Source organism: Saccharospirillum sp. MSK14-1, assembly GCF_003054965.1.
In the GTDB taxonomy this organism is placed as follows: Bacteria; Pseudomonadota; Gammaproteobacteria; order Pseudomonadales; family Natronospirillaceae; genus Saccharospirillum.
In genome coordinates, this window is record NZ_MIES01000006.1 from 1 (window position 1) to 12438 (window position 12438).

The 12438-nt window shown below is 56.1% G+C and carries 14 protein-coding genes; 6 read left to right on the forward strand and 8 right to left on the reverse strand.

Annotated features, from left to right (window positions below):
• Nucleotides 1-186 precede the first annotated feature (186 nt).
• The 7 genes from BGP77_RS01545 to BGP77_RS01570 form a co-directional block, all read right to left on the reverse strand.
• On the reverse strand, nucleotides 187-828 hold the full coding sequence (locus BGP77_RS01545) for a sulfite oxidase heme-binding subunit YedZ (protein WP_108162984.1): 642 nt from the start codon (nucleotides 826-828) through the stop codon (nucleotides 187-189).
• The gene (gene msrP / locus BGP77_RS01550; protein WP_108162985.1) at nucleotides 828-1796 is read right to left on the reverse strand and encodes a protein-methionine-sulfoxide reductase catalytic subunit MsrP; all 969 of its coding nucleotides are present in this window, start codon (nucleotides 1794-1796) and stop codon (nucleotides 828-830) included. Before msrP ends, BGP77_RS01545 begins: the two co-directional genes overlap by 1 nt.
• An 83-nt stretch (nucleotides 1797-1879) precedes the next feature.
• Complete coding sequence (gene pssA, locus BGP77_RS01555) at nucleotides 1880-2671, reverse strand: CDP-diacylglycerol--serine O-phosphatidyltransferase (RefSeq protein WP_108162986.1); 792 nt, start codon at nucleotides 2669-2671, stop codon at nucleotides 1880-1882.
• A gap of 45 nt (nucleotides 2672-2716) precedes the next feature.
• Nucleotides 2717-3613, reverse strand: coding sequence for an HTH-type transcriptional activator IlvY (gene ilvY / locus BGP77_RS01560; protein WP_108162987.1), 897 nt, complete (start codon nucleotides 3611-3613; stop codon nucleotides 2717-2719).
• Between the two features lie 103 nt (nucleotides 3614-3716).
• A complete protein-coding gene (locus BGP77_RS17985) occupies nucleotides 3717-3881 on the reverse strand; it encodes a hypothetical protein (RefSeq protein ID WP_158269236.1) in 165 nt (54 codons plus the stop codon).
• Nucleotides 3882-3972: 91 nt separating this feature from the next.
• Nucleotides 3973-4740, reverse strand: a complete 768-nt coding sequence (locus BGP77_RS01565) for a LytTR family DNA-binding domain-containing protein (RefSeq protein ID WP_108162988.1) — start codon at nucleotides 4738-4740, stop codon at nucleotides 3973-3975.
• Nucleotides 4737-5819, reverse strand: coding sequence for a sensor histidine kinase (locus BGP77_RS01570; protein WP_108162989.1), 1083 nt, complete (start codon nucleotides 5817-5819; stop codon nucleotides 4737-4739). The genes BGP77_RS01565 and BGP77_RS01570 overlap by 4 nt, the downstream gene beginning before the upstream one ends.
• A 267-nt stretch (nucleotides 5820-6086) precedes the next feature.
• Between BGP77_RS01570 and ilvC the strand changes: the two genes are divergently transcribed.
• The gene (gene ilvC, locus BGP77_RS01575; RefSeq protein WP_108162990.1) at nucleotides 6087-7571 is read left to right on the forward strand and encodes a ketol-acid reductoisomerase; all 1485 of its coding nucleotides are present in this window, start codon (nucleotides 6087-6089) and stop codon (nucleotides 7569-7571) included.
• Between the two features lie 149 nt (nucleotides 7572-7720).
• Here ilvC and zigA read toward each other — a convergent pair whose 3' ends face one another.
• Nucleotides 7721-8920 carry a zinc metallochaperone GTPase ZigA gene (gene zigA / locus BGP77_RS01580; RefSeq protein ID WP_108162991.1) on the reverse strand — a complete coding sequence of 400 codons (1200 nt, stop codon included), beginning with the start codon at nucleotides 8918-8920 and terminating at the stop codon, nucleotides 7721-7723.
• A gap of 111 nt (nucleotides 8921-9031) precedes the next feature.
• Here zigA and BGP77_RS01585 point away from each other — a divergent pair, with 111 nt between their 5' ends.
• The 5 genes from BGP77_RS01585 to BGP77_RS01600 are packed head-to-tail and all read left to right on the forward strand — an operon-like array spanning nucleotide 9032 to nucleotide 12418.
• Nucleotides 9032-9697: a DUF1826 domain-containing protein gene (locus tag BGP77_RS01585; RefSeq protein ID WP_108162992.1), complete on the forward strand. Its 666-nt coding sequence runs from the start codon at nucleotides 9032-9034 to the stop codon at nucleotides 9695-9697.
• A gap of 31 nt (nucleotides 9698-9728) precedes the next feature.
• Complete coding sequence (locus BGP77_RS17990) at nucleotides 9729-9899, forward strand: hypothetical protein (protein ID WP_158269237.1); 171 nt, start codon at nucleotides 9729-9731, stop codon at nucleotides 9897-9899.
• The gene (locus BGP77_RS01590; protein WP_108162993.1) at nucleotides 9896-10558 is read left to right on the forward strand and encodes a metal ABC transporter ATP-binding protein; all 663 of its coding nucleotides are present in this window, start codon (nucleotides 9896-9898) and stop codon (nucleotides 10556-10558) included. Before BGP77_RS17990 ends, BGP77_RS01590 begins: the two co-directional genes overlap by 4 nt.
• Nucleotides 10551-11432: a metal ABC transporter permease gene (locus tag BGP77_RS01595; RefSeq protein WP_108162994.1), complete on the forward strand. Its 882-nt coding sequence runs from the start codon at nucleotides 10551-10553 to the stop codon at nucleotides 11430-11432. The genes BGP77_RS01590 and BGP77_RS01595 overlap by 8 nt, the downstream gene beginning before the upstream one ends.
• Nucleotides 11429-12418, forward strand: a complete 990-nt coding sequence (locus BGP77_RS01600; protein WP_108162995.1) for a metal ABC transporter solute-binding protein, Zn/Mn family — start codon at nucleotides 11429-11431, stop codon at nucleotides 12416-12418. Before BGP77_RS01595 ends, BGP77_RS01600 begins: the two co-directional genes overlap by 4 nt.
• Nucleotides 12419-12438: the final 20 nt, after the last annotated feature.

The window sequence follows — 12438 nt, forward strand, 5'->3', positions numbered from 1 at the left end:
CAACCGAAGATTCAGATTTTTTCTTTTCAAAACAGGCACTTAGAAAGCACCGAACCAAGAGAAGAAAGACTGGAAAACTTCGTTCCCCAACCGCGCTCAGCGGCGAGGGAGGCGTATAATAGTCTTTTTGCGGCCGCTGTCAACGGCCGCTGCAGGGAAAGTTGAAAGAAAGATGATGTACCGCGGTCAGATGGCTGTGTGTTTCAGTGCGCCGTGATTCTTAGCACCTCGACGAGCTCGAAGCTTAACAATCAAACGCTCTCCCAGCAGCACCACTGCCAGCAGCGTATATAGCCACGGCTCAAAGGAAGACACTCGGGATTGCAGCCAGAAGTGAATCAACGCCAGCACGATTAAGCCATAAATGATGCGATGCAGGCGTTTCCAGTTTTTCTTCAATCGACGCACCATGGCTTTGGGCGATGTCACTGCCAAGAGCAACAACCCCACCCAAGCCAGCATACCGAGATAGATAAACGGCCGCTTACCCAAGTCTTCAACAAAGACACGCCAATCCAGCTCGATCCAACCCAACAAATAGGTTGCCAGATGGCAACTGGCATAAAAGAAGACAAACAAACCTAACATGCGCCGATATCTCACCGCTTTAAAAGCGGTATGGCGAGACAAGGGTGAGCAACACAGCGTAATCAGCAACAGCCAAAGCGCCCATTTGCCCATCTCTTCGAGCACGACCTCCAGCGCATCCACACCCAGACTGCGAGGATTAAAAAGAAATAATGACCAGTAATAGAGCGCCGGCGCCAAGGCCAATAAGAATAAGACCCACCACAAAAGCCCTTGCTTGGGCATCCACTGAGCACGCATTAAAAGAAAGTCCGCAAGTCCATGCCTTGATACAGCGAGGCAACTTCGTCATAGCCGTTAAAAAGGCGTGTATCAATGCGATCAATATCGCCATTGGGTCCAATGCGACGCTCGGTTGCCTGACTCCAGCGTGGATGATCAACCTCTGGGTTCACATTGGCATAGAAGCCGTATTCGTTAGCATTAGTGAGGTTCCAGGTGGTCGGCGGCATTTCTTCGACAAATTCAATTTTGCTGATCGATTTAATGCTTTTAAAACCGTACTTCCAAGGCAGTAACAAACGAATCGGTGCGCCGTTTTGATTCGGCAGTGGCTCGCCATACATGCCAACGGCCAGAAACGCCAAGGGATGCATGGCCTCATCCATACGCAACCCTTCAACATAGGGGTAATCAATAAAGGAAAATAACGAGCGCTGGCCACGCAACTCATCCGGACGCTGGATGGTCTGAAAGGCGACATAACGCGCATTCGATTTGGGCTGAAAGGGCTTTAACAGTGCAGACAATTCAATACCGATCCAGGGAATCACCATGGACCAGGCTTCAACACAGCGCAGACGATAGATGCGCTCTTCTGTTCGCTTGCCATTTAACAGCGCCTCTAAATCCAAGGTGCCAGGATTATCACACAGGCCCCCCACTTCAATTTCCCAGGGATAAGGATTGAACTCATCGGCATGACTGGCCGGGTCGCTTTTGCCGGTACCAAATTCATAGAAGTTGTTGTAGCTGGTGGCATCGCGCTGATCGGTCACCCCTTCATCGGTCGTGATGGATCGATAAGCGGTGTTAGCGACTTTGGCATTCAACCAAGGCGGTGCAGCTGGCGGCGTTGCCATGGCGGTAGGGACTAAACTGGTCAGCGCAAGACCGCCGGCAGCCTGCATCAGCTGGCGGCGATTCAGGTAGGCCGACTTCGGCGTTACATCGTTTTCTGTGAGGTCGGGGCGTTGCTTGATAATCATGGAGCCCTCCATCAAAACCGGTCAGTGAGCCCGAAGGCTCGTTCGCATCAAGTGTACGCAACGAACCTCTGACCGGTTTTGTTTCAGGAAGTTCCGGACTTACGGACGTTGCGGTACTGGCGGGCACGACGCCACATTTCGAAAACCGGGCCAGACAATGCGTAAAGCACCGCCATACCCAACAGAACGCGCGGCGGGTCCAGCGCAATCAACGCCAGAATTGCCACGGCCAGCAACAGCACAACGAACGGAACGCGGCCGCGGTCGCTGAGATCTTTAAACGAATAATAGCGAATCGGGCTGACCATCATGGCGCCCACAACCGGCACCACAACCACCATAATCCAGGCGACGGACTCACCCGCCACACCCGACTTAGTTAACGCCCAGACAGTGCCCCACAAGATGGCAGCACCGGCCGGACTGGCCAGACCGACAAAGAACTTTTTGTCGACACTGTTAATCTGAATATTGAATCGCGCCAGCCGCAGTGCGGCACCTGCGACAAAGATAAAGGCCGCCACCCAACCCAAATTATTCAGGCTGTGCAACGACCATTGAAAGATCAGTATGGCCGGGGCAACCCCGAACGCCATGTTGTCGGACATGCTGTCGTACTGTGCACCGAACTCGCTTTGTGTGTGGGTCATGCGGGCAACACGACCATCCATCCCATCGAGCAGTTGCGCGGCAAAGATCGCGATCGATGCGCGAACAAAATCGCCATTGATGGCCGAAACGATGGAATAAAACCCTGCAAACAACGCTGCGGTTGTCAGCAAATTCGGTAACAGATAGATGCCACGACGGTGTGCCGGCTGTTGCGCCGGTAAGTTACGCGTCGGTTGTGCCACCTTGCTGTCATTGGAACTCATGGTTCCCCTCCAAATATAAAATCGAAATGATAACCAACCGATGATTCAATTCACGGTACCGGTCAGGTCACTGGCCGTTTTCCAGAAGGCACTCACCAGCGGATCTTGCAGACGTCGGTTGAGTACACAGGCGCCCACGTCAAAAGGCTCCAACTGGCTGTCGGTCTCTATGCGTTCAATTTTCTCTTTCAGCGGGCTGTTTTCAATCACCAGCCCCGGCACGACGCCGATGCCGAACCCCAAGCCCACCATGCTGACAATGGCCTCGTTACCCGCCACCTGAGCGTAGATGTTCGGTTTAATGCTGTGCTCGCGAAACCAATTGTCCAGGCGCTTACGAGCCAGGCCATATTCCGAGACGACAAAGGGTATCTGCCCCCAGGGAATCGGCGATTGTTGCAGTTGAGTTCGCACCGGGCAATCGATCGACGGTGCTATAAACTCCAGTGGTGTCTCAACAATCGATTGGAACATCAAAGGATTGGGCAAGTGATCCGGACGCGGCGCAATGGCGATATCGGTTTCATCGTCCATCACTTTCTGCACTGCCTGGGCGGCGTCACCGGTTTCCAGTACCACTTCAATGTTGGGAAAGCGGGCGCGGAACTCGGTCAACAGACCCAGCATAAAGCTGTAACTGGCGGTGACTGAACAATAGAGGCGAATCTGGCCGCGCAGTTCAACCGGGTCGTTCTGTAACTTATGGCGCAGGTCCTGCCAGTGTGCCAAGGTCGACTCGGCAAACTCACGAAACAAACGGCCTGCCTGAGTCAGCACGACGGTGCGATTATCACGTTCAAACAGGGTTGCACCCAGTTCATCTTCCAGTCGCGCAATGCTTCGACTGAGCGTCGAAGGACTGACGTGCATGGCTTCGGATGTTTTGCCGTAATGCAGAGTTTGGGAAAGGTGCAGAAACTGCTTAAGTGCACGCAAATCCATAATGGAGCCTCCTTTAACTGCCCCGATTATGGCATGGCACAGTCTTTATTGCAGCAGACGCAACAAAGAGGCGAAACAATTGCTGAATAAGCGGAACAGCAACTCAACGACCGACTTTCAGTTCCAACAGCGTTTCATAAACCGATACCAGCGTCACCAGCCCGGCTTCTAGAAGGCTCTCTGTCAGATTCGACAGTGCCTGAGGACGGCTCAACAACGTCACCATACCCAGCATGGATACCGCCAGCCAAAGTTGTTTGATCGACATGCCCATCTCCTTTATCGGGACTGGATGCCCCCCAATCCCTCGCACGAGTTTATCAAAGCGCCGGGATCGACTCCATCTCGACGCCGCCCGATTACATTTGCCGAAATCGGTCCGCAAAGCGACGGCTCACCTCTTCAGTACGCCCGCCTTTCAAATGCACTTTCAGCCGCCCGGTCAGGGTTTTCTCCACCCGATCGATGTGCGCCACTTGCACCAACGTTGAGCGATGAATACGCCAGAATTGCTGAGTGTCGAGTTCTTCTTCCAGCTGCCGTAAGGATTTACGAATCAGGCTTTCACCGGCGGCCGTGACCACCGTGGTGTATTTATCTTCCGCCCGAAAACACAGTACATCGGCGACATCGACCACACGAATATCTTGGCCTCGCTGAACATTCAGCCAGCGCAAAGGAGGTCGACCCACCGCTTCAATCAACTGCCGTAACTGCGTGACATCTAACGAGGTATCCGCTGCGGGCTCCTGATGCGCCAATATGCGCTCACGCGTGCGATCCAAACGCACCGGCTCAACCGGTTTCAGTAAATAGTCGAGCGCTTCACGTTCAAACGCTTCAACGGCGTACTGATCATAAGCGGTCAGAAACACCAAGGCCGTGTTCTGGGTTAACCCCGCTTGCTGCATGCTCTCAGCCACATCCAGACCATTGCGACCGGGCATGCGAATATCGAGAAAGACCACGTCCGGTCGATGTAGATCAATGAGGCGCCAGGCTTCATCACCGTCACCGGCCATCGCCACAATGGTTAACTCTGGCCACTGCTGCGTCAGCAATTGCTTCAGGTGTTCTCGCAATACCGGCTCATCGTCCGCGATAACCGCCGTTAAACCCTGACTCACGCCACCACCTCCGAGCTTTCAACAGGAATCGAGAGCGCGGCCCGAGTACCGCCTTCTGCCCGCTGATCGACCACCAAACTCGCCGACTCGCCATAAAGCAGCGCCAATCGCTCGCGCACATTATGCAAGCCAACACCTTGGCCGCGGGAGGGCAATGCCTGATGCAAACCCAGGCCATCATCCACCACCTCAATCAACAACTGCTGCTCATGTTCGGTCACTCGTACGTCCACCCGGCCGCCTTCAGTTTTCGGCTCAAGACCGTGCACCACGGCGTTTTCCACCAAGGGTTGGACTAACAAAGGTGGCAAGGAATAGCGCTCCCATGCCTCGTTATGCGCCACCTGAAACTGCAGCCGCCCGCCGGTGCGCAATGCTTGAATCGACAAGTAAGCTTCCGCCAGCGCCAACTCTTCACTCAGGCGCGTGCGTGACTGACGAGTACGACTGAGGCTGACTCGCAACATTGTGGTCAGTTCACCAATCATCCGCTTGGCGGCGTCGGGGTTCTGGTCGATCAGGCCCTGCACATTGGCCAAGGTATTAAAGAGGAAATGCGGTTCGATCTGGCTTTGCAGCATTTGCAGTCGGCTCAGCGCCAATTCACGTTCAGCCGCTTGCGCCAGACTCTGCTGTTCCAGCATGCGATGATTCAGCCAGCGAATGCGGTACCGCGAATAAAATAAATAATAAACGGTCAGACAGAACACCAACGCCAGCGCCAGGTTCATCAGCAGGACTCGCCACAGCTCAAAGCCTTTCAGGTCGAGCGGAAAGCCATAACCGAGCCAGAGCAGGTGCACCATTCCCAAGGTGATGCCAGCAACCAACCCGAGAATGTTGTTAAAAGCCTCGGTGCGCTGCGCAAACAGCCAGTGGGCGAGATTCATACAGACGACAATCGACAAACCGAACCCCAACGACACGCGCAGATTGGTCAGGTAATTCTCCTGATTCATCATGGTGGTCTGACCGGCAATCACCATGCACACCAGCACGGTACCGGTAATGGCTTTCAGCCACTGGGCAAAATTGGTATCGGCGAAGGTGTCTATCGATGGCCGGCGTGAGCGGGGCACGGTGCTCTCCTGAATCAAGGATCAAGGCATTTGCACAGGATCTGAAGTGCACAGTGTCGCTTTCCTGGCGCGACCGACAACCCCCAATCGACAAACGGTGCGATGGGCCGGCGAATGGCCAACTGGTTGGACGAATGGCACCGAGCAACTCATGCACTATCAGCAACAAATCATTCCAAACAATTCATTTCAGACAACACACGAAAGTCGCTAGACTGCGGCGCAACGGTGGATTCAACCACCTTCATTATTTAGACAGGATTTCGCATGAGCACGAATTACTTCAACACCCTCAACCTGCGCCAGCAACTGGCACAACTGGGCAAATGTCGTTTTATGGACAAAGCCGAGTTCGCCGATGGCTGCAACGCCCTCAAAGGCAAGAAAGTCGTGATTGTCGGCTGCGGTGCCCAGGGTCTGAACCAGGGCCTGAACATGCGCGACTCCGGCCTGGACGTCGCTTACGCCCTGCGCCAGTCCGCCATCGACAACAAACGTCAATCGTGGAAAAACGCCACTGAAAACGGCTTTGAAGTCGACTCCCACGAAAACCTGATCCCCAAGGCCGATCTGGTCGTTAACCTCACGCCGGACAAACAGCACTCCAGCGTTATCGAAGCGGTCATGCCATTGATGAAACAAGGCGCGGCCCTGGGTTATTCACACGGCTTCAACATCGTCGAAGTCGGCCAGAAGATTCGCGACGACATCACCGTTGTCATGGTTGCCCCGAAATGCCCGGGCACCGAAGTGCGTGAAGAATACAAACGCGGTTTTGGCGTACCGACACTGATCGCCGTTCACCCGGAAAACGACCCGAAAGGCGAAGGCCTGGAAATCGCGAAAGCCTGGGCAGCAGCCACTGGCGGTCACCGCGCCGGTGTTTTGGAAAGCTCATTTGTCGCCGAAGTAAAATCCGACCTGATGGGTGAACAGACCATCCTGTGCGGCATGCTGCAGGCCGGTTCACTGCTGTGCTACGACAAGATGATCGCCGAAGGCGTTGATTCAACCTACGCCAGCAAGCTGATCCAGTACGGCTGGGAAACCGTGACCGAAGCGCTCAAGCACGGCGGCATCACCAACATGATGGATCGCCTGAGCAATCCGGCCAAATTGCGCGCCTATGAATTGTCCGAGGAACTGAAAGCGCTGATGGCGCCGCTGTTCCAGAAACATCAGGACGACATCATCAGTGGCCACTTCTCTGCCACCATGATGGCCGACTGGGACGCCGACGATAAAGACCTGCTGGGCTGGCGCGAAGCCACCGGCCAGACCGCTTTCGAACAAGCACCGGAAGTGAAAAATGATCTGTCGGAGCAGGAATATTTCGACAACGGCATCCTGATGGTCGCCATGGTTAAAGCCGGTGTTGAACTGGCGTTCGAAACCATGGTCGACAGTGGCATCATCGAAGAATCGGCTTACTACGAGTCACTGCATGAGCTGCCGCTGATCGCCAACACCATCGCGCGTAAGAAGCTGTACGAAATGAACGTGGTCATTTCTGACACCGCTGAATACGGCAACTACCTGTTCGCCAATGCGGCCGTGCCGCTGCTGGCTGAGAAGTTCATGCCGAAAATCAAAACCGACGTCATCGGCAAAGGTCTGGGCGATACCAGCACCGAAGTCGACAACATCGAATTGATTCAAGCTAACCAAGCCATTCGCAACCACCCGATCGAGTGGATCGGCGAAGAGCTACGCGGTTACATGACTGACATGAAACGTCTGGTCGAGGCCTAAGTGCCCGGCCGGGTGACCGACTCTCAGTGAGGTCCCCAAAAGGGAATGAGTGTTAGCCCGCCCAATCGGCGGGCTTTTTTTATGTCCAAGGATGGACGGTATGCCGGAAATGCAGGAAGCAATTGCCGGATATCCCCAGGAAAAAGGGGTTAAGTCCAAGCCGGAAACGGATCTTCCAACTCCCGCCAGGCGTCCTGACCGGATGCCAGCTCAGCATCGCTGAGCAAACAGGCATCCAGTTTTTCCATAACCTGATCGCGCTCCAGATTCTGTCCGATAAACACCAACTCCTGCCGACGGTCGCCGAACGGCTCCTGCCAGATCGAACGAATGGCGCTTAAATAATCATCGTCCTGCGGCCAGCGATCCTGTGAGACCGCTGCCCAAAACATGCCCGCAAATCCGTAGCGCGCAATGCCACCGGCCTGTTGCCACTGACCGACGTAATCCGGCCGCGTCGCCAGCCAGAAATAACCTTTCGAACGAATCAGTTTGCCCGCCAAGGATGAGCTGTGCAGAAAGTCGAAAAAGCGTTGGGGATGAAACGGCCGGCGAGCGCGATAGGCAAAACTGCCGATACCATATTCTTCGGTTTCCGGCAGATGCTCGCCGCGCATTTCCTTCAACCAGCCCGGCGCCTGTTCGGCTTTGGCAAAATCAAACAAACCGGTCGCCAGAATTTTCTGACTGGGAATCTGCCCGTTCACGATGGGCACGATTTCCGCTTCGGTATTGAGCGTGCGCAGAATGGCGCTCAGGCGTCTGAGTTCGGCCGGCTCGATCAGGTCGGTTTTGCTGACCAAAATGATGTTGGCGAACTCCACCTGATCGACCAGCAAATCGGTGACGCTGCGCTGATCGTCCTCCCCCAGACTTTCTCCTCGCTCCGCCAACGCCTGAGCCTGATCATAGTCGGCGAGGAAATTGGCACCGTCGACAACGGTAACCAAGGTATCAAGCTGGGCCACATCGCTGAGCGTCACCCCGTCTTCATCGGCAAAGGTGAAGGTTTCCGCTACCGGCAGCGGTTCGGAAATACCGGTCGATTCAATCACCAGATAATCGAACTGCCCGGCCTCAGCCAGCCGTCGCACTTCAATCAGCAGATCCTCACGCAAGGTGCAGCAGATACAGCCGTTGCTCATCTCAACCAGTTTTTCCTCGTGCCGGTTCAGCGATATGTCCTGGCGCACCGTGGTGGCGTCAATATTAATTTCGCTCATGTCGTTAACGATGACCGCAATGCGCAAGCCTTCGCGGTTGTTCAACAAATGGTTCAGCACCGTGGTTTTGCCGGCACCGAGAAAGCCGGACAACACCGTTACCGGCAGCTTGTTTTGTTCAGTCATGGATATTCCTCTGTCGCAGTCGGCTGAGTAGCCCGGTTCAGCCATATTGATGTATCAATAACTAAAATGTTATGTTGTAACATCTCTTCATGCAACCCTGATTGAACTGCCATGATTTCAGCGCCGCAACCGACTAACCCGATCCAACCGCAATACCGATTCAGTGACGACATTCTGGTGTTCACCGACATCTATCAGGACGACGTCAACCTGGCCTGCTGGCAGGCGCCGCCTTTGGATGACTTAACACTCGGCCTGCTCGAAGAACTGCGCCATACGGTACCCGCCGTGCACATCAAAACCGCACTGCCGGCGAGCCAGGCCAAAGCCATTGTGACGACTTATTTCCCTGACCATCCTGGCCGCACCCAACTGGTCGATTGGCTCTGCCAGTGCATCGAACTGTTCGCCTGCCTGTTTGAACAACAGCGCGTCGGCGTCCGCTTTCGCTGCCTCGATCAGGCCATGTGCCCGCGCTTTCACGTCGATAACCTCGCTGTGCGGTTGGTCCACACCCTAACCGGCCCGGGCACTCACTGGTTGCCAGAAGACGGCCTCGATCGCAGCAAACTTGGTCCGCGCCCTGCCGGACACAGTGATGTCGACTGCGGCCTGATTCAGCACGAACAACAGATTCAGCGCCTGCGAGCCGGCGATGTAGCGCTGCTTAAAGGCAGCGGCTGGGCCGACAGCCCTGTGCCGGCGCTGGTGCATCGTTCGCCCACCGAAGACTGCAGTGCCGGTCGCTGGGTGTTAACGCTGGACCTGGCCGATTAATCGCACCGCCAACCACAGAGCCGTTCAAACCATGACGACCCAGACTCAATCGAGCTACACCACCGACCATTGGAAACAGCCGCGCTCGCAACAGCGCGCACCACTGAGCCTCTTTATTGCCAGCGGTCGCCAACGCGCCCTGCTCGCCGCCCTGCTGACGGTCGGCATCTGGGCGCTGACCTTAACGGTCGTCGGCGGATGAACCTGGTTGAACTGAAGCAACTGAGTGTCGGCTACGACCAGCCGCTGCTGTACATCGAGCAGGCCTGGCTAAAGCCCGGCGACCGGGTCGCACTGACCGGCGCCAATGGCAGCGGCAAGTCCACTCTGTTCAACACCCTGACCGGTCGCATTCCGGCTTTGGGTGGCCACTTGCAACAACCGCCGGCGAACGACATCGGTTATCTGCCGCAGCAATCGGAACAGGATCGTGATTTCCCGATCAGCGTCTTCGAATGGGTGCTCTCCGGTCACTGGCATCGCCGGGGTTTGTTCGCCGCCTTCAATCGCCGGGATCAGGCGCCGGTGCAGCAGATGCTGCAGCGTTTTGAACTCTTGTCGCTGAGCCAGCGTCCCTTGGCTCAGTTATCGGGCGGGCAATGGCAGCGTGCGCGCCTGGCACGACTGCTGGTTCAGCAACCGCGCTGGCTGCTGTTGGACGAACCTTTTAATAACCTCGATGAACACAGCCAGACCGTAATGATGGCGGCCATCCAAGAGGCCAGCCAAGCCGGTACTGCCGTGCTGTGCGTCTTACACAATCGCACGCTGGCGGCCTCCGGTTTCGAACGCCATTGGCATATTGAACAGGGGCAGCTCGACACCAGCGCCGCACCCAGAGCTGAGTTGCTGCATGTTTGACGTCCTAGAACCCTTCGTTGAATTCGCCTTTATGCGCCGGGCCTTGTTCGGTTGCTGGTTGCTCTGTCTGAGCAGCGCGCCGGTTGGCGTCTTTATGGTGCTGCGGCGCATCAGTTTGACCGGCGATGCACTGTCGCACGCCATCCTGCCGGGAGTGTCCGCCGGTTACCTGCTGGCCGGTTACTCCGTGGTGGCCATGGCCAGCGGCGGCCTGGTGGCCGGTGCCCTGGTGGCCTTGATTACCGCCTGGTCGAGCCGTCGTACCCGAGCGCCCAAAGACCGCAATCTCGCGGCCTTTTATCTCACTTCCTTGGCGTTAGGCGTTTTTATGGTGTCGATCTACGGCAGCTCAGTCGACCTGATGCATCTGTTGTTTGGCGCCGCTCTGGGCATGACCGACGCCGCCCTGATCTGGATTGCCGGTACCGCCACCATCACGCTCTGGACCTTACTGCTGCTGATCCGCCCGCTGGTACTGGACAGCGTCGACAGCGCCTGCCTGCAGCACGGTCGCCTGGGCAATCTGGCCGAAACCAGCCTGATGCTGCTGATCGTGCTCAATCTGGTCGCCGGCCTGCACGCCATGGGCAGCCTGATGGCCGTTGGCTTAATGATTTTGCCCGCGACCATCGCCAGCCATTGGTGCCAACGCCTGGAAAGCTATCTGCTCAGCGCCATTTTGCTCGGCGCTGCAGCCTGCACACTTGGCCTGCTCGGCTCTTTTTACGCCGACTGGCCGACCAGCCCGACCATCCTGCTGTGTTTAGGCAGCGTTTTTCTGTTCTCGCAGTTATTTGGCCGCCACCGGAGCTTGTTGGGCAACCGGCTGCGCGCCTGGCTGCGTTCTCATCCATCCAAGGAGATCCATTCATGAAGGTTTTTCGTTTACTGACTCTGACGCTCTTGCTGTCAGTCACCGCTGCCGGCACCGCCCTGGCGCAGGACAAGCTGAAAGTCGTCGCCACCTTCAGCATTCTTGGCGATCTGGTTCAGCAAATTGCCAACGACAAAGTCGACCTGACCGTCCTGGTCGGCCCCAACGGCGACACCCATGTCTACGAGCCAACACCCAGTGATGCCGTCGCCATCGCCCAGGCCGACCTGGTGATCCTCAACGGTCTGGCGTTTGAAGGCTGGCTGCCCCGCTTACTGGAGTCGGCCGAATACCAGGGGCCGCAACTGGTACTGGGCGAACAGATCGAGGCCCTGCCATTCCATGACCATGATGAGGAAGAAGGCCACCACCATCATGATGATCATGACGAAGCCCACCACCAAGACGAAGACGATCACCACCACAAGCACGAAGATCACCACCACCACCACGGCGACGTTGATCCTCACGCCTGGCAAAGCGTGCCCAACGTCATTCAGTACGTCGAAGCCATCAGCGAACAACTGCAGCAACTGGACCCGAGCAACGCCCAATTTTATCGCTACCACAGCGACTACTACGGCCAACGTCTGCACGACCTGCAACGTTGGGCGGAACAAGAGTTTGCCGCCCTGCCCAGCAAGCGTCGTCGCCTGATCACACCGCACGATGCTTTCGGCTATTTGGCGCGCGATTTCGATTTGCACATCGAATCGCCCCAGGGACTGTCGACCGAATCAGAAGCCTCAGCGCAAAAAGTCGCCCAACTGATTCGCCATGTGCGTGACGAAAACATCGCTGCTCTCTTTGTCGAAAACATCGCCAACGACGCGCTGGTGCGTCAGATTGAACATGAAACCGATGCCCGGGTAGGCGGCACCCTCTACACCGGCGCTTTGTCAGCAAGTAATGGTCCGGCGCCTACTTACGAAGCCATGATGCGCCATAACTTTCAGACGCTACTGTCGGCACTGGCAGCAGAATAAAGCAGGCGGGTCATTTAACC